General features: G+C 38.3%; 14 protein-coding genes. 8 read left to right on the top strand and 6 right to left on the bottom strand.

What is annotated here, in order from left to right:
• Positions 1–118: 118 nt before the first annotated feature.
• Complete coding sequence (locus tag SJY37_RS03220; protein WP_298329525.1) at positions 119–1,396, top strand: ribonucleotide-diphosphate reductase subunit beta; 1,278 nt, start codon at positions 119–121, stop codon at positions 1,394–1,396.
• Entirely contained in the window at positions 1,397–3,187 is a 1,791-nt protein-coding gene (locus SJY37_RS03215) for a ribonucleoside-diphosphate reductase subunit alpha (protein WP_298329522.1), read from the top strand. It abuts the gene before it with no gap.
• A 134-nt stretch (positions 3,188–3,321) separates the two neighbouring features.
• Here SJY37_RS03215 and SJY37_RS03210 read toward each other — a convergent pair whose 3' ends face one another.
• Complete coding sequence (locus tag SJY37_RS03210) at positions 3,322–5,703, bottom strand: hypothetical protein (RefSeq protein WP_298329519.1); 2,382 nt, start codon at positions 5,701–5,703, stop codon at positions 3,322–3,324.
• Positions 5,704–5,788: 85 nt separating this feature from the next.
• On the opposite strand from SJY37_RS03210, the gene SJY37_RS03205 reads away from it, so the two are divergent.
• The 3 genes from SJY37_RS03205 to SJY37_RS03195 all read left to right on the top strand — a co-directional run bounded on the left by SJY37_RS03205 (position 5,789) and on the right by SJY37_RS03195 (position 9,740).
• Positions 5,789–7,840: a TonB-dependent receptor gene (locus tag SJY37_RS03205; protein ID WP_298329517.1), complete on the top strand. Its 2,052-nt coding sequence runs from the start codon at positions 5,789–5,791 to the stop codon at positions 7,838–7,840.
• Positions 7,841–7,844: 4 nt separating this feature from the next.
• A complete protein-coding gene (locus SJY37_RS03200; protein WP_298329514.1) occupies positions 7,845–8,603 on the top strand; it encodes a sulfite exporter TauE/SafE family protein in 759 nt (252 codons plus the stop codon).
• A gap of 75 nt (positions 8,604–8,678) precedes the next feature.
• On the top strand, positions 8,679–9,740 hold the full coding sequence (locus tag SJY37_RS03195; RefSeq protein WP_298329511.1) for a ThuA domain-containing protein: 1,062 nt from the start codon (positions 8,679–8,681) through the stop codon (positions 9,738–9,740).
• A gap of 16 nt (positions 9,741–9,756) precedes the next feature.
• Here SJY37_RS03195 and SJY37_RS03190 read toward each other — a convergent pair whose 3' ends face one another.
• Entirely contained in the window at positions 9,757–9,978 is a 222-nt protein-coding gene (locus SJY37_RS03190) for a hypothetical protein (protein WP_013750994.1), read from the bottom strand.
• Between the two features lie 268 nt (positions 9,979–10,246).
• Between SJY37_RS03190 and thiL the strand changes: the two genes are divergently transcribed.
• Positions 10,247–11,299, top strand: a complete 1,053-nt coding sequence (gene thiL, locus SJY37_RS03185) for a thiamine-phosphate kinase (protein ID WP_298329505.1) — start codon at positions 10,247–10,249, stop codon at positions 11,297–11,299.
• On the opposite strand, the gene SJY37_RS03180 is transcribed toward thiL, so the two are convergent.
• Together SJY37_RS03180 and SJY37_RS03175 are read right to left on the bottom strand one after the other, a co-directional pair.
• The gene (locus SJY37_RS03180) at positions 11,296–11,550 is read right to left on the bottom strand and encodes a hypothetical protein (RefSeq protein WP_298329502.1); all 255 of its coding nucleotides are present in this window, start codon (positions 11,548–11,550) and stop codon (positions 11,296–11,298) included. The genes thiL and SJY37_RS03180 overlap by 4 nt on opposite strands.
• Before the next feature lie 173 nt (positions 11,551–11,723).
• Positions 11,724–12,512 carry an alpha/beta fold hydrolase gene (locus SJY37_RS03175; protein ID WP_298329498.1) on the bottom strand — a complete coding sequence of 263 codons (789 nt, stop codon included), beginning with the start codon at positions 12,510–12,512 and terminating at the stop codon, positions 11,724–11,726.
• 35 nt (positions 12,513–12,547) lie between these two features.
• Between SJY37_RS03175 and brnQ the strand changes: the two genes are divergently transcribed.
• On the top strand, positions 12,548–13,822 hold the full coding sequence (gene brnQ / locus SJY37_RS03170; protein WP_298329495.1) for a branched-chain amino acid transport system II carrier protein: 1,275 nt from the start codon (positions 12,548–12,550) through the stop codon (positions 13,820–13,822).
• Here the strand turns inward: brnQ and SJY37_RS03165 are convergent.
• The gene (locus SJY37_RS03165; protein WP_298329493.1) at positions 13,819–14,475 is read right to left on the bottom strand and encodes a hypothetical protein; all 657 of its coding nucleotides are present in this window, start codon (positions 14,473–14,475) and stop codon (positions 13,819–13,821) included. The two genes, brnQ and SJY37_RS03165, sit on opposite strands and share 4 nt — an antisense overlap.
• A gap of 99 nt (positions 14,476–14,574) precedes the next feature.
• On the opposite strand from SJY37_RS03165, the gene SJY37_RS03160 reads away from it, so the two are divergent.
• Positions 14,575–15,900, top strand: a complete 1,326-nt coding sequence (locus SJY37_RS03160; protein WP_108877165.1) for an aspartate kinase — start codon at positions 14,575–14,577, stop codon at positions 15,898–15,900.
• Between the two features lie 84 nt (positions 15,901–15,984).
• On the opposite strand, the gene SJY37_RS03155 is transcribed toward SJY37_RS03160, so the two are convergent.
• Positions 15,985–17,277, bottom strand: coding sequence for an aminopeptidase P family protein (locus tag SJY37_RS03155; RefSeq protein ID WP_298329487.1), 1,293 nt, complete (start codon positions 17,275–17,277; stop codon positions 15,985–15,987).
• Between the last annotated feature and the right edge of the window lie 202 nt (positions 17,278–17,479).

Genomic DNA, 17,479 nt, shown 5'->3' with positions numbered 1-17,479 from the left:
GTAAAATGGCAATTGTGAATATCCTGTTGAAAACGTTGAAAGATAAACGGTGGTTTGAGCCCATAAAAAGTAGACCTTTATTATCCGCATAATTTTAATTATTATACTCAATATAGCTATGGAAATTACCCACATCGTCAAGCGCGACTTTCAAACGAAACCGTTTCACCAAGAGAAGATTACAAGTGCCATTCTTAAGGCCATGACAGCTATTGAACATGGAGGTCCTGAAGATGCACAACGTATTTCTGATATGGTTTATAGCGACCTTAAGAAGAGAAAGGAACTTGACGCTGGTTACATTCCTACTATTGAGCAAATACAAGATCTTGTAGAGCGTAAGTTAATGTTAAGTGAGGAGTTTGTAGATGTTGCAAAAACGTACATTTTGTACCGTGATGAACAAGCGCAAAAGCGTAAAACAAACATCTTTGAAAAGCGTATTAATCTTAAGCCTTACGAGTACCCACAATTATATGATTACGTTCCAGCAATAAGACACTCTTACTGGATACATACAGAGTATAACTTTACGAGTGATATTCAAGATTTCAAAACTCGTATTACAGATGTAGAGCGTAGTGCTATTAAAAATACAATGCTAGCAATCTCTCAAATAGAAGTTGCAGTAAAAGGATTTTGGGGAGATATCTATCACAAAATGCCTAAGCCAGAAGTAGGAGCGGTAGGAGCAACATTTGCAGAGAGTGAAGTGCGTCACGCAGATGCATACTCACACCTTCTTGAAATACTAGGTCTTAATAAAGAGTTTAAATTACTCAAGAAAAAGCCAGTAATGATGAAGCGTGTGCAGTACCTTGAGACGGCACTTAAGAATGCAAAAAGTGAAGACAATAAAGAATACTCAGAGTCTATCTTATTATTCTCTCTCTTTATTGAGCACGTATCACTGTTTTCTCAGTTCTTAATTATCATGGCATTTAATAAGCATAAAAACATGCTTAAAGGAATATCAAACGTAGTAGAGGCAACTTCTAAGGAGGAGCAGATACACGGTGATTTTGGTATTGATATTATAAAAATTATTAAAGCAGAAAATCCAGAGTGGTTTGATGCAGAGCATAGCGCAACCGTACAAGAAATGTGTAAGGAAGCATTCAAAGCAGAAAGCAATATTGTAGACTGGATTTTTGAAGCTGGAGAATTAGACTTCTTACCTAAAGCGCTTGTAAACGAATTTATAAAAGACAGATTCAATAAATCTCTTGTGAGTATTGGTATTGAGCCTGTTTTTGAAGTTGACCAGACTTTATTAAAAGATGCAGAGTGGTTTGATGATGAAATCATAGGAACCAAACATGGCGATTTCTTTGTTAAGAGATCTGTCAACTACACAAAAAGAGCACAAAGTATAACCGAAGACGACCTATTTTAAATGAACGATCAAGAACTAATTAAAGGACAAGTTTCTGCAACGACAGCAGGAAAAGAAAATGAACTACTAGCTGCTCGTAAAGAAGCGTTGTCTAATAAAACAGAAGGTGAAGGAGCCGGATTTGAATGGCTTACAGAAAATAGTCGCAAGTTTTTAGGTGCAGGATATTTAAGCCCTGGAGTATCTCCAGAGCAACGTATACGTGAAGTAGCAGATAGAGCAGAAGATATTTTAGGGATGCCAGGATTTAGTGATAAATTCTACGGGTATATGTCTGAAGGTTTTTACTCACTAGCTTCTCCAGTATGGTCAAACTTTGGAAAAGAAAGAGGTCTTCCTATAAGCTGTTTCGGGTCACATATCTCTGACGATATGGGTAACATCTTGTACACACAGTCTGAAGTAGGAATGATGTCAAAACTAGGTGGTGGTACTTCTGGTTATTTTGGTAAAATAAGACCAAGAGGGGCAGATGTAAAGAACAACGGGCAAGCGTCTGGTTCTGTACACATCATGCAACTTTTTGAATCTATGGTAGATGTAGTGAGTCAAGGATCTGTAAGACGTGGTCGTTTTTCTCCTTACTTACCTATCGAGCATGCAGATATTGAAGAGTTCTTAGAAATAGGAACAGAAGGAAATAGCATCCAAGAGCTTACTCACGGTGTGACTGTGACAAACGAGTGGATGGAAGAAATGATTGCAGGAGATAGTGCAAAGCGTGCATTATGGGCAAAAGTATTGCAGTCTAGAGGAGAGATGGGATACCCATACATCTTCTTTACAGACAACGCAAACAATGGTGCTGCCGATGTGTATAAGGACAAAGATCACAAAATCTATGCAAGTAACCTTTGTACAGAGATCATGTTACCTTCTAATGATGACTGGTCTTTCGTATGTGTACTTTCTTCGGTTAACGTATTACACTACGATAAGTGGAAGGATACAGATGCTGTAGAAACTATGGTGTATTTCTTAGATGCAGTAATTACTGAGTTCTTAGAGAAATTAGAAAGATATAGAGATTCAGATTCAAGAGAAGATCGCCAGACGTTCTTATTTATGGAGCGTGCTTACAACTTTGCAAAGGCTAACCGTTCATTAGGTTTAGGAGTACTAGGATGGCACTCATTATTACAATCTAGAATGTTACCTTTCAATAGTCAAGAAGCATTTAACCTTAACAGTGAGATCTTTAAAGTAATTAAAGAGAAGTCTTATAAAGCATCAGAAGAGCTTGCCGAAACTTTTGGAGAGCCAGAAGTACTTAAAGGATATGGTAGACGTAACGCGACACTTAATGCGGTTGCACCTACAACATCATCTGCTTTTATACTAGGTCAAGTGTCTCAAGGAATTGAGCCTATCTGGTCTAATATTTATGTAAAGGATATTGCAAAAATTAAGACTACTATCAAGAACCCATTCTTAGTAGAACTTCTTGAAGAAAAGGGAATGAATACTACAGACGTGTGGAGAAGTATCCGTGATATGGATGGATCTGTACAACACTTAGAGTTTTTGAGTGAGAATGAGAAGGATACTTTTAAAACGTATTCAGAAATTGACCAGATGGATATTATCTATCAAGCAGCAAACCGTCAAAATCACATTGATCAAGGACAATCTGTAAATATTATTGTGCATCCAGAAATGCCAGTAAAAGAGATTAACAAGATCCACGTGACTGCATGGAAGCTAGGGTTAAAATCTTTATACTACCAGCACAGTATGAATGCAGCACAAAAATTCAAGCAGAAGAAAGACTGCGCGAGTTGTGAAGCGTAATCTATAAAAGATCAAGAGTATTGCTCAATGTATGTTGGGTAAAGCACATAAAAAGAAAGACCTGCTGTGATAGCGGGTCTTTCTTTTTTGTGTTTATACTGTTTTTAATACGCTTTCGCGAAAGCGTACCTACATCACAATCGTTTCATAAAACCAACATTATCTAAAACAACTACACCTTCTGAAGTGTTGTCAAAAACGAACGAGATACTCACAATTTTTTTTACATCAAGAGCCTTGTTGCGATCTTGGAAGTCCGCTAGTGGGAAATAATAAGTCTGGAATACATTTTCTGAGAGTGTTTCCTCTTCTATGAATTGAGACTTCCATACTCGCACACCTATTTCCTTTTGTAATGCAGAGAAGTCACTTAAACACATAGAAGCGGTGTTTCCAGCGGTGTCCTCCATAATAACTGTAAAGTCAATAGGTTCTTTTGGGAACTCTGTGCCTTCACCACCATCTATACTATCTTCGGTAGGTTCCTCACTGTTGTTAGCGATATTGTTAGTCAGTAATGGTTCCTTATTTATATTGTTGTTTTCATCGTTTATCCATTTTCCACCTGATTTTGGATTTGTATTTTCAGTGGATTCTGCTAGTGAAAATGTAAATACTTTGCTACTGTCTATGGTGCTGAGCGGTTTTTTGAAAACAAATGAATAACTAGCAACGATGCTGTCGGGAAGTGTTGTTCCTTCTTCAATATCATCATAATGCCAACCTACATATGCCGCGCGACTACCTTTCTCTCCCCATTTTAGTGCTATTTCTTGTTCTCTCCAGACGCTTAGGTGTTGCGTTGTTATAATTGTGGTAGTGTCTACCGTAGTCACAACATCAAAATCTTCATCAAAGGTTGCGATAGCCTCAAAAGAGCTATCCTCATATTGATTAAAGTAGATGGTTTCGGGAAGCCATTCTTTCCCTTTGCGAGCATCTATAAATAATGGTAGGTATTCCTTGTGATTTTTAAGTGTTGCCTCTAGAAAGGCACTTATATAAACCTTGGCGATTTCTTCTTGATCTTTTTTGGGAAGCAATTGCTTGTTATTTAAAAACTGCGTTACAGAAAGTCCCGCATCATTATCTCCCCAGCTAGTATTAAACTGTCCATGATTTGCTCCTTGTATATAAAGTCCGCTTTTTATGTAATCTGTACTGTCAGAAAATGTGATGCGTTCATATTGCTTGGATCCTGCATAAGAACTTACATCACCATCTTGAGCGCCATGCATCACAAAGTAGTTGATGTCTTTAAGTGATGTGCGGGTATTCCCAGGTTCGTACTGTCCGTCTACAGGAGCAATCGCAATGATAGTGTTGATATTATAGTTGTAATCCATAGCGATGGTTGCATCATCAGGGTAATGTGTAAGCTTGTTTAGTAAGGCGGCGTGAGCAACGGCCTCACCGCCTCGAGAGTGACCTAGTAATGCTATCTGCGTGGTGTCAACTTTGTTATAAAATTTACTTTCTGAATCTTTATTCCACTCATGCCATGCTTTTAGGTGTTCTAGAAGTATCCAGCCACGAGCATCATTTTCTTCTTCAAGACCTTCAGGAATATCTGACCAACTGCTATTGATGAAATTTTGATCTACAGATGCAAAAATGAATCCTCTTGATGCCATTAATTCTCCTAGATACGCATAACCTTTGTCTGAGAAGTCATGCATGGAGTGATTACCGTGAACAATTAATGCAAGTGGGAATGGGCCTTCTCCCTCTGGATACCACACCCTACCATTTATAGGAAGTTCTCTAGCGTCAAATCCCCAAAAACGTTCTCTATACCATCCGCTCATTCCTTCCCAATTATCTAAAAACGGTACTCCATCTATAGTATTTGTGATCATAGTGGCGTCTTCTCCATATTCAGGTCTGTGTTTGTCAGTACCGCTACCGTACGTTAATGTCTGTACTTTGTAATTGCCATTTAAAGATGGAGAGGGAGCTTCAATTGGTGCAATATTATTTGAACTTAGTGCAGCCGCATTTGCTATTGGTTTCATGTCAAAACCGTCAGGCGCGAGTCCCAAAATCGCGAGCGTACATCCAGTAATTGCGAGTACTCCTCCCAGAAGTGTTATTATTTTTTTTATAATAGTCTTCTGTCTAAATCCTTTGCTAGTAAGGACAGCAATAGCAGCTCCTGCGGTTGCAAGTGTAATCACAGCCCATAACCAGTAAACAAGTTCTTCTGATAATGATAGCAGAAGGAGTGGTGTAGTGATCAGTAGTGCTAGCTGGAGAATTTTAGGAATGCGAGTGAGCTTTTTAAGCACCCATAGTCCTAAGTATACAGATAGTACAATCCCTATAAGAATAGCGAGCTGTAATAGTATGAGTGTAGTGTCACCCATCGTTTGTATAGCGTGGATCGCAAAAATCAAAAAGATAATGGAGGTCCCTGTAAAAAGTCCTCTTGCGGCACCTCTAGTGGCAATAGCACCAGGAGTTATTGCATTTAATTGCTTATAAATCCATTTTTTAAGTTGTAATAATCGTTTCATATCATGAACATGTTTACATAAGTAAATGTAGCTTTATTTTGAGTTTCTTCTTATAGGCAGTACTTTTCGCCAAAAATTGCCACCCTTGAAAAATATTATCACCTCTTTTATCTGTTCGATTGCATTCTTTTATGGTGCCTATAGTCAGACGGGATCTATACCTAATCAGACTATTGATACAATTATAATTTCCTCATCGAGAATTAAGAGTAATGTACAGCAGATACCGGCAGCCGTTTCGGTGATTACCACGAGCAAGGAAGATGCTACTAGACAGCAATTATCCTTACAAGAGTATGTGCAGCAAGTGCCAGGTGTGTTTACTCAAAATGCAAACAACTTTGCTCAGGATTTACGAATTTCAATCCGTGGTTTTGGAGCACGATCTAGTTTTGGAATACGAGGCATAAAACTTATTGTAGATGGGATTCCTGAGACTACTCCAGATGGGCAAGGACAACTAGATAATATTAACCTTGGGATTATTGATCGTATTGAGATTACAAAAGGTGCAAGTGCTAGCCTTTATGGGAATGCATCTGGTGGTGTAATTGATATTGCTACAAAATCTTTTGACACCCTGGCGGGAAATAGCACCTCAGTAAAAGCTGGAATAGGTGCTTTTGGATTTCAAAATTATCAAGCCACGGCTACCATAGGAGATGCAAATGCAAACTATACCTTCCACGGTAATTATGCGACTAGCGATGGTTACAGAGATCAAAGTGGTTTTGAGCAAATAAACACCAATTTTAAAGGGCAATTTAAAATAGGCGAGAATACTTCTTTAACGGCTATTCTTAATTATGCAGATTCACCACAGGCAGATGATCCTGGCGGATTGACGCTAGAGGAAGTTAACGCTAATAGAAGACAGGCGAGAGATAGAAATGTGCAGTTTAAAACTGGTGAGGCTATAGAGCAGTTTAAAGTAGGAACCAGCCTAGCGTGGAATAAGAATGAGAATACCACCGTAAATGCCTATGCTTTTTATAGCAACCGACAGTTTAATGGGCTGTTGCCATTTGAATTTGGTGGTATTGTAGACTTATCACGCAATTACTTAGGGCAAGGAACGAGTATTACTTACAAGAAAAATAAGAATACCATACGCGCAGGATACGACTTTGCTTATCAAAATGATCGCAGAAACAGGTTTAGAAACCTTGATGGAGAAGAGGGAGGTCAAACGCTAGGACAGCGCGAGAAATTTACTAACCTAGGTATTTATGTTACAGACCACCTTTCGCTAGGTAAATTATTGATTACAGCCGGAGCGAGGTTTGATTACAACAAACTTTCGGCAGATGATGATTTACTGGATAATGGGGATGATTCTGGAAGTCTTACATTAAATTCTTTTAACCCTAGTGTTGGTGTTAGTTACGCTTTCGCGAAAGCGTTATCTGCATACATGAATGTCGCAACAAGTTTTGAGACACCATCATTATCAGAATTATCATCAAATCCTGATGGTTCTATAGGATTTAATGAAAATCTAAAAGCTCAAAAGGCAGCTAGCTTTGAAGTGGGTTTAAAAGGGACTATTGCAAGTAAGTTGCAATATCAACTCGCTGCGTTTTTGATAAACACAAAAGATGATTTAGTGCCTTTTGAGTTGGCGGAATTTCCAGATCGTGAGTTTTTTAGAAATGCAGGAAAAACTAAGCGTCATGGTGTTGAGGTTGAGGCTTCATACAGAGCATTACCCTTAGGAAACGGTTGGCTAAACGCTACGGGTTCTTACACCTACTCAGATTTCACTTACGATGAATTTGAAACGCCAAACGGAGATTTTGACGGTAATTTCTTGCCGGGAATTGCAAAGCATATGTCTAGTGTAGGATTACAATATGCAGGGAGCAATGGTTTTAACGCGAGCGTGAGCACAAACTTTATAGGAGAGCAATTTGCTCAAGATAGCAACGAGACTACCATAGATGGATATGAGCTTGTTAATGTGAGAGCAAGCTACGAGACATTATTTAGAGAGGTCAGGTTAAAGCCTTACATTGGGGTAAATAATGTGCTAGATCAAAAATACACGGATAATGTGCGTATTAATGCCTTTGGAGGAAGGTTTTATGAGCCTGCGCCGGGACTCACTATTTTTGGAGGAATCACACTCGAATTTTAATATTTTGACAGAAGTACAAACATATATTATTGCTATAATAGGAGGTCTTATCGCTGGTGGGATCAATACCCTTGCAGGAAATGGAAGCGCCATTACCTTAACGATTCTTACGGAGGTGCTTGGGCTGCCAGGCAATATTGCAAATGGAACTAACCGTATTGGGATTTTTACCCAATGTTCGGCTACTTCGTGGGTTTTTTATAAGAATGGAAGGCTTGATATCGCAAAGAATAAAAAATATATCATTCCCATTTTTATAGGAGCAATTGCTGGGGCTATTCTTGCCATAAATGTAAGTAATGAGCAGTTTAGAGCAGTGTTTAAATTCATGATGGTGTTCATGCTGCTAGCTGTATTAGTGAAGCCCAAGCGCTGGTTGAGGGAAACAGATTTAACGTTTAAACCTAAATGGTATGTCTATTTCCCGCTACTTCTTGCACTAGGATTTTATGGAGGATTTATCCAGATGGGTATGGGTGTGTTTTTCCTCATAATAATGGTGTTAGGGATGCGCTTTAACATCATAGAAAGTAATGCGCTTAAAAGTTTTGTAATAGGACTTTATACGCTCTTTGTAATTGCAATTTTTCACTACCAAGGGCTCATTGATTGGAAACTGGGGGGCATTATGGCAATAGGGCAGACTACAGGAGGATTTCTTACGGCTCGTTTCGCTAGTAAGAATAAATGGGCAGATCAAGTAGCATATTACGTTCTTATTATTGTGCTCATAGGTGCTATTGCAAAGATGTTTTTATTTTAAAAGTCCGCTTTCGCGAAAGCGTGCTTATCCTCTTTATTATTTTGTAAGTATTTTTAGGAATCTAAATAAGATATTATGCGTGTCAAAATGTTACTCAAAATAAGTTTCTGTATACTATTTATTACTAGTTGCAATCAGGCTGAAGATAAGAAGCAGGTTATAGACGAACCAGTTAAGCAACTTAGAGCGCTCATTGTAGACGGTCAAAACAACCATGGAGTATGGCCCAAGACAACAATGATGATGAAATCATATCTGGAAGAAACAGGTCTTTTTCAGGTTGATATTTATAGAACCGCTTATACGTATCAAGGTCCACATCACGGTATTGTAGACGGACTCAATCACGACAGTATCACACAACTAGTTGAAAATTATAAAGTGGATGATGCACGAATACATGAAGTGAAAGATAGCATCATTGCCGATGCTTCTTTTAAGCCCGAATTTGATACATATGATGTGATCTTATCAAACTTTGGTGACAAAACTGCAAATTGGCCTGAGGATACAAAAGAAGATTTTGAATCTTATATGAAGAATGGTGGAGGTCTTGTGGTTGTGCATGGAGCAAATAATTCTTGGGGAGACTGGCCGGCATTTAATAAGATGATAGGTGTAGGTGGCTGGGGAAATCGCCCACACGATGGACTTAATCAGATTTACATTAACGAAGAAGAACAACTTAAGATTGAACCAAGCAATGGTGAGGAATCTTCACACGGTCCAGAAAAAGAATTTGTTCTTACAGCTTGGGATACATTACATCCTATCACAAGAGGATTGCCTAAACAGTGGATGCATACTAAGGATGAGCTCTACGATCGTTTACGCGGCCCTGCCGAAAATGTAAATGTGTTATACTACGCATATTCAGACGTAGAGGGAAACGCACAGCCTTGGGCTCCAGAAAATAAAGGTTCAGGTAGAGGAGAACCTCTTATTATGACTGTAAATTATGAAAGTGGACGTGTATTCCATACTGCCTTAGGACATATGGATATTTCTATGGAGAGTGTCGGCTTTATTACGACCTTGCAGCGAGGAGCAGAGTGGGCAGCTACGGGGAAAGTAACACAAGAAGTGCCAAGTGATTTCCCAACAAAAAAGAGCGCCGTAAAGCGCTCTTGGAAATAATTATATAGTTAACATATTATGCAGCTAGTCTGCCCTTAATACGTTTTTCGATTTTCTTCTTTTTTACAGTAAGACGCTTCATAACGTCCATAAGTTTACTGTCTTTTGTTTTCTTGTATATTTCATTAATAGCAAGAATCAATTTTTTGCCTTCGCGTGATGCTGCTACTCGATCACTAGTAGACATATGACTCATCGTTCTATTTTCATATACTTCTGCTTGTTGTAAGAGGTCCATAGGAAATTGTTTAATTTTAGGTTAAATTACTTAAACAATTCTAGCTAACCTACGCAATTGCTGGCTTTTAAGAATACTTTATGAAAATATGGCTGTTTTATCTGTGATATCCTATTTTTTTACCTCTTTTCTCCCTTAAAATTAAATAATCAAGAAAATATTTAATTTCACTTCTAGATGAAATTGGAATAAGTGTTTCTATATTTTGTAATACTAGCTGTCCTATTTTGAAAGTGATAAAAGAAGATGTTTAAGTATCTTTGCAGCTATGTTAGAAGATAAAAATCAAGAGCGCACTTCGCTTTCAGAATTAGGAGAATTTGGTCTTATTGATCACTTAACAAAGCACTTTAAAATTCATCATAAAAGCACGGTAGTAAGTGTAGGTGATGATGCTGCAGTGTTGAAGTTTCCTAAAAGCCAGGTTATTGTTACTACAGACCTTCTTGTAGAGGGTGTACATTTTGATTTAAGTTACGTACCATTAAAACATTTAGGTTATAAGGCAGTGATGGCAAATCTATCTGACGTGTATGCTATGAACGCAGAGGCAACTCAGATTACAGTTTCAATCGCTGTTTCAAATCGTTTTCCACTAGAGGCACTTGAAGAATTATATGCAGGCATTCAAACTGCGTGTACTAACTATAAAGTAGATCTTATAGGTGGAGATACTACCTCGTCTAACGTAGGTTTAGTAATAAGTGTTACGGCAATAGGCCACGCAGCACCTAAGAAAATTGCAAAGAGATCTACTGCCAAAGCTGGAGATCTACTAGTAGTGACTGGAGATATAGGGGCAGCTTATATGGGGTTACAGATACTAGAGAGAGAAAAGGCAGTTTTTAAGGTAAATCCTAATAACCAGCCAGATCTTGAGCAATATAGTTATTTGATTGAGCGCCAATTAAAACCAGAGGCTCGTAAAGATGTAAGAGGGATTCTAGAATCTCTAGAAGTACAGCCTACGTCAATGATTGATATAAGCGACGGTCTCTCATCAGAAGTACTGCATATTTGTAAAAACTCTGGTGTAGGATGTAATCTTTATGAAGATAAAATTCCTTTAGATCCCCAAGTTATAAGTAGTTGTGAGGAGTTTGAACTTGATAGTACTACCATCGCATTAAGTGGAGGAGAAGATTACGAGTTGCTATTTACTATTAGTCAAGACGACTTTCCAAAAATAAAAGCAAACCCTAATTTTTCTATTATAGGTCATATGACAGAAGAGAAAGAAGGTATACACCTCATCACACGAGCAGATACTAAAATACCTCTAGTTGCCCGTGGATGGAATGCTCTTCAAAAAGAAGACTAGGAGGTGCGAGCAAGTTTACGCATGTAAAACTCTTCATATACCTCATTGATGCGACGTAACTTAGGTGTCAATGGTGTGTAATGACCATAGCCATCTAGCGTGTATTGTTTTTTACACTGTGAGCATTCAAATTCCTTTAGATTAGACTCGTAACGCTTTATGATTCTATACTTATGTCCAAATAATTTACAGCCTACAGTAGTGAGTGGGTTGATGTTTTGTTTTTTTGAGTTGAGGTCAATTGTTTTCATTATAGGGGTTGATTTGGGATACACAAATTAAGAATTAATCTGTGAAATACACAAATTTACCGATTAAATACTTAAAATTTTAACATTTGATTATGTCGTCAAAATATCTTTTCACCCTTAATTAGTGCTTCTTCATACGAGAAAATTGCCTAATCATCTTGATAACTAGCTTGTCAAGTGCTAGACGAAGCAGATAGAAAGTCAAGTATATTATTAATAGTCTCTGTAGCATTAGTAATATGTGACATGTGCCCACTATCGATAATAACAAAGAAATTTGTGTCCTCTTTATAGCTTTGCTCGTGAATTTCAGCATCAATGAGCAAATCAGATTTACCTAAAATCATTCCAGTTGTTATAGAGGTTGTTTTCCAAAACTCAGAACTGTCTGGTCTATCTTTCATTCCAGAATTTGCAGCGATATATCCTTGCACAGGTGTGTTGAGTGCCTGTTGAAGTGCATTGTTTATTTCTGCCGTATGATTTGTACTTGCTTTTTTGTCAAAAAGATTTATAAATGACATTCTAACAAGTTGCTCATATTGTTTTTTTGCCATCACATTTGCCCGTGATCTCAATTTTTTTCTAGCGTCATCATCAGGTTCTGGAGTGGAGTTAAGAAGACATAATTTTGATACAAATTCTGGATACGCTTTCGCGAAAGCGATACCCACATAACCTCCCATAGAGTGTCCTATTATCGAAATGTCTTTAAGCTCTAATTGATTTGTAACGGCAGCAACTGCCGCAGCCATTTCTTCCATGCTATGCACGTAACCCACCGACTCCGAAAATCCGTGACCTAATAAATCAATGCAGATAATGCGGTGTTGCTCACACAAAACACTAAGGAAATGGTCCCACATCTGGTGATTTTCTAAGAATCCGTGTAGTAAGACTACGGGTGATCCTTTTCCTTGATCTGTATAAAATATGGAAGCACCTTTGTGGTTAATAGTCATTAGTTCTATATTGGTGGGCAAATATCACGCAACCTATGAGAATGACCAAACAAACCTTCATCACAGCCTTTGCTTTATTTTCACTTTTTTTTGGTGCGGGGAACTTAATCTTGCCATCCTTTCTAGGTTATAATGCGGGTTGCTCTTGGTTATTTGTGTTGGCAGGTTTTCTTATTTCTGCTGTGGTAGTACCTATTCTCGCAATTTATGGTCATGCAAGATTACAAGGAACATTGATTGATTTTGCAAATAAAGTCTCACCACTCTTTGCGCTCTTATATGCAATTGTAGTCTATGCTATTTCTATCGCACTACCAGGTCCACGTACAGCCTCTGTGACATATGAGATGGCAATAGCTCCATATTTTGATATTTCTAGTTGGCTGTGGAGTACAATTTACTTCGGGCTAGTCTTATTATTTGTGCTCAATAGATCTAAGATGATGGATCTTGTGGGTAAATATCTTACACCTGCTATTCTCATTATTTTAGCTTTGGTAATTGGTATTGGCATATTTGGAGAGTATGAACCTATGCGTGCATCTATTTTTGATAGTACACTCACTAGTGGGATTTTAGAAGGTTATCAAACTTTTGACGCCATAGGTGGAGTGGTTGTAGGAGGAGTCATTGTGATTTCTCTTGGTTTTAAAAAGGGTTCTAGTAGAGCAAAGCAACGTTTGTTAACTAGAGCGGGCATCATTGCAGGTATAGGATTGTTACTAATATATGGAGGACTTATCTATCTAGGTGCTCTAAGAAGTGGAGGTATAGAGATGACAGATCGTACGGCACTTCTCAACCTTCTTAGTACAGATACACTAGGAGTGATAGGCACAAAGGTGCTTGCTGTTTTAGTGAGTTTAGCTTGTTTTACTACAGCCGTAGGAATCGTAACAGGTACTGCAGATTTTGTCAAAGGAATCCTAGGGAACTCGCAAGTAGCTTATACAATCACAGCAATTCTAGGAGCCATACTTGGTGTTGTAATGGGGCAACTAGATGTAAATTCTATCATTATAGTTGCTGTGCCAGCACTTATGTTTATTTACCCTATCACTATCGTGCTAATATTACTTAACGCAATGCCTAGAAGGTGGACGGCACCAGTTGTGTTTAGAGCCGTAGTAATTGCGACCATACTTTTTAGCGCACCAGATTTTTGGGCCTCTGTAGGTTTTGGTGATCAGATGAAGGTGCTGCAAGAAATGATTCCGTTAGGTACCGTAAGTTTAGGCTGGTTATTACCTGCTGTGGTCACTTATATAGTGGTGAGTGCTATTACGCTTTCGCGAAAGCGTACCATCTAAGACTGTAACTTCTTAATAGTAGAAAACGCACGATCAACAAGATGGTCTTCTACGAGAATAATAAATTCATTAGTGGTCGAAATAACCTCTTGTAAAGAAATACCCTCCCAAGCCAAACGCTTAAATATCTGGTAGTATAAACCTGCAACAGCAGTGTTACCCTGTGGAAGCCTTATGCTTATAGCAGATAAGTTACCTTGAAATCCAAGAATACTTTCTGTCTCAAAATGATTGCGAATGTTCTCCTCCTCACTTGAAGAGCTTATGAGTGTGCTTTCATGAATACCACGTGTAAACGTATAGAATACCTGCGTATTTTTAGCAATAGTGCTCAATATTTGAGCGTGATTCTGGATAAGTGTACCAGAATTTTGAAAAGTAAACACAATAAGCTTAGAACGTACTGTGATATCACCTAGCGTACTAAGTACTTCCTTTAAGCGTAGCGATTTCTGAGTGTCTGTAGGTGATGCATAACGACGTAGCGCCATTAATATAGCCCCGTCTTTTACAGGTTTCTTAAGTAGTTGTGAGACCTGAGGATTAAGATTCTCAGCGAGAGCGGCATAGTTAATAATCTTCTGTGATAATGCCTCTTCTAGGTAAGGTTGCTGTGCGATAATCTCTGATACGCAGTCGGATATAGTATTCAAATCGTTATATAGTTAACATTTTGTTCAAAATTAGTCTATTTTCTTCATTTATGTGGTGGTAATCTAACTCTGAAATACTTTTACCTAAAAATAACACGTATGCAAGTTTTAAAATTTGGGGGTACCTCCGTTGGATCTACAGAAAATATGATCTCTGTAAGACATATTATTGATACGCCAACTCCTAAAATAGTAGTGCTTTCTGCAATGTCTGGTACTACAAATGCTTTAGTCCAAATTGCAAATGCCGCAAGAGCATCAAATCTTACTGAGGCAAGTGAGCTACGTAGCAGCCTGCAGTCAAGGTATGACGATGTGGTGGAGCAGTTAATTACAGATAAAAGGCTAAAACCTCTTGTGATAGGTTATGTAGACGAAATATTTGCAGAGATAGAGCGACTTTCATCTGAAGATTTTAGTGATCAAAAAGCCGAGGCAATTGTAGCGCAAGGAGAATTACTTTCTACTTTTATATTTTGTCATTTCCTAGAGCAAGAAGGGCTTAAAGCTGTCTTGTTACCTGCGCTAGAATTCATGCGAATTGATAAAGAGCATGAGCCAGATCAATTTTACATCGCGCAAAACTTACGTCGAGTAATTGAGCAGACTGATGACAGCGTCGTGTATATCACCCAAGGTTTTATATGCCGCAATTACTACGGTCAGATTTCAAACTTGCAACGTGGAGGAAGTGATTATACAGCAACTATAATAGGAGCTGCAATACAAGCGAGTGAGGTGCAGATCTGGACAGATATAGATGGCTTTCATAATAACGACCCTAGGGAAGTTGAGAAAACAAAAGCTATAGGTGCGCTCTCTTATGATGAGGCGGCAGAGTTGGCTTATTTTGGAGCCAAAATTTTGCACCCGCAAACAGTGCAGCCATTACGAGAGGATCGTATACCGTTAAGACTTAAAAACACGATGGAGCCAGATGCCCCTGGCACAGTGATTACTCATAGATCTGAAGGGGAAGGGATAAAAGCAATCGCTGCCAAAGATGGAATCACAGCACTCAAAATAAAATCTAGTAAGATGCTACTAGCGCATGGATTTTTAAGTAAAGTGTTTGCAATCTTCCAGCGCTATGAGACATCTATAGATATGATTACCACTTCAGAAATTGCGGTGTCACTCACGATTGATGATACTACGCACCTTGATGCCATACAAGCAGAGTTGTTACAATTTGCACAAGTGGTGGTAGATAAAAATCAGACTATTATCTGTCTCGTAGGTAATGAGGTAAATCGCCATGCAGATACACACAAGTTATTCCAAGTACTTCAAGACGTGCAAGTGCGCATGATTTCTTACGGTGGAAGCGATCACAATATATCATTGCTAGTCGCAACAGAAGATAAGCGTAGCGCTCTAGAGCTTTTGCAGCGTTATGTATTTTCTCTTCCCGTAGCAAACTAAGAAGTTCCTTTGATTGTAAAAGCCCGTTTTCATTATGAAAACGGGCTTTTGTTATTTGGTAGCTTTCGCGAAAGCGTACTTATTTTACTTATTCATAAGATCTTCAATCTCCTCAACTGTGATAGGAATGTCACCCATAAGATTTACTGGAGCTCCATTTTCTTGGATTACCAGATCATCCTCTAGACGTATCCCAAAACCTTCTTTTGGAATGTATATTCCAGGCTCTACAGTAAACACATTGTTAGCTTGCATAGGTTCGTGTAGCAATCCGTAATCATGAGTGTCAAGACCAATGTGGTGAGAAGTACCGTGCATGAAATACTTCTTATAAGCAGGCCAGTCTGGATTCTCATTCTGTACATCTGCTTTGTCTAGTAAACCTAGACCCAATAACTCAGAAGTCATTAGTTTACCCACTTCTACATGATATTGCTCCCACATAGTGCCAGGTACAAGCATTTTTGTAGCCTCATCTTTTACGCGTAGCACTGCATTGTAAACATCTTTTTGTCTATCAGTAAACCTTCCGTTTACAGGAATAGTTCTTGTCATGTCACTCGAGTAGTTTGCATACTCTGCACCTACATCCATTAAGATAAGTTCTCCATCTTTACACTGATTTTTATTTTCAATGTAGTGAAGTACGTTTGCGCTATTACCAGAAGCTATGATTGGTGTGTAAGCAAACTTCTTAGAGCGATTGCGTAAGAATTCGTGCATGTACTCTGCTTCAATCTCATATTCCCAGACTCCGGGCTTTACAAATCCAAGAACGCGACGGAAACCTTTATTAGTAATATCACAAGCCTTCTGCATTAGATCTAGCTCGATAGAATCTTTTACAGAACGTAAACGTTGTAAGATTGGGTTACTTTTTGCAACACTGTGTGCTGGATATTTTGCTTTCCACCATTTTGTAAAACGATCTTCTCTAGTCTCAAGTGCTACAGACTGGCGATAGTGTTCGTTCGTATTTACATACACAGTATCTGCATACGTCATAAGCTCTGCAAAAACCTTTTCTAAGTCTTGAAGCCAGAAAACCGTCTTAACTCCAGAAGTTGCTAGTGCTTTTTCTTTTGTAAGCTTCTCTCCTTCCCAAACAGCAATGTGATCATTAGTCTCTGTTAAGAAAAGAATCTCACGATATTGCTCTTTAGGACAGTCTGGAAATAAAACAAGGATAGACTCTTCTTGATCAACGCCGCTTAAATAAAAAATATCACGATGCTGCTCAAAAGGAAGAGTAGAGTCTGCGCTTACTGGGTAAGTGTCATTACTATTAAAAACAGCTAGACTTTTAGGCTTCATTTGAGCCATAAAGTTCTTGCGATTTTTTATAAAAAGGGTATTATCTATTAAGTCGTATTTCATAATTGTGACCTTTTGCGGTGTATCTATTATTCATTAATCTACTATTGTAAAAGTACAAATTTGGATACGTTTTCGCGAAAACATGCTATCAATACTTCCTATCTATTACCTTAATAATGCCTACTATTCGTAATGACGTGTTAAACAAAAACCAAAAGTTTTCTTAAAATAAGTCCTTTCCGTATTTTCATTGCCTTATAAA

This window comes from Dokdonia sp. R78006 (genome assembly GCF_042466145.1).
In the GTDB taxonomy this organism is placed as follows: Bacteria; Bacteroidota; Bacteroidia; order Flavobacteriales; family Flavobacteriaceae; genus Dokdonia.
The sequence above is the reverse complement of the archived record's forward strand: the minus strand, read 5'-3'. Positions and strand labels throughout refer to the sequence as shown.

Coding starts and splice junctions, on each gene's coding strand:
- SJY37_RS03220 (WP_298329525.1), top strand. CDS start 119: ATGGAAATTACCCACATCGTCAAGCGCGACTTTCAAACGAAACCGTTT.
- SJY37_RS03215 (WP_298329522.1), top strand. CDS start 1,397: ATGAACGATCAAGAACTAATTAAAGGACAAGTTTCTGCAACGACAGCA.
- SJY37_RS03210 (WP_298329519.1), bottom strand. CDS start 5,703: ATGAAACGATTATTACAACTTAAAAAATGGATTTATAAGCAATTAAAT.
- SJY37_RS03195 (WP_298329511.1), top strand. CDS start 8,679: ATGCGTGTCAAAATGTTACTCAAAATAAGTTTCTGTATACTATTTATT.
- SJY37_RS03190 (WP_013750994.1), bottom strand. CDS start 9,978: ATGGACCTCTTACAACAAGCAGAAGTATATGAAAATAGAACGATGAGT.
- thiL (WP_298329505.1), top strand. CDS start 10,247: ATGTTAGAAGATAAAAATCAAGAGCGCACTTCGCTTTCAGAATTAGGA.
- SJY37_RS03180 (WP_298329502.1), bottom strand. CDS start 11,550: ATGAAAACAATTGACCTCAACTCAAAAAAACAAAACATCAACCCACTC.
- SJY37_RS03175 (WP_298329498.1), bottom strand. CDS start 12,512: ATGACTATTAACCACAAAGGTGCTTCCATATTTTATACAGATCAAGGA.
- brnQ (WP_298329495.1), top strand. CDS start 12,548: ATGAGAATGACCAAACAAACCTTCATCACAGCCTTTGCTTTATTTTCA.
- SJY37_RS03160 (WP_108877165.1), top strand. CDS start 14,575: ATGCAAGTTTTAAAATTTGGGGGTACCTCCGTTGGATCTACAGAAAAT.
- SJY37_RS03155 (WP_298329487.1), bottom strand. CDS start 17,277: ATGAAATACGACTTAATAGATAATACCCTTTTTATAAAAAATCGCAAG.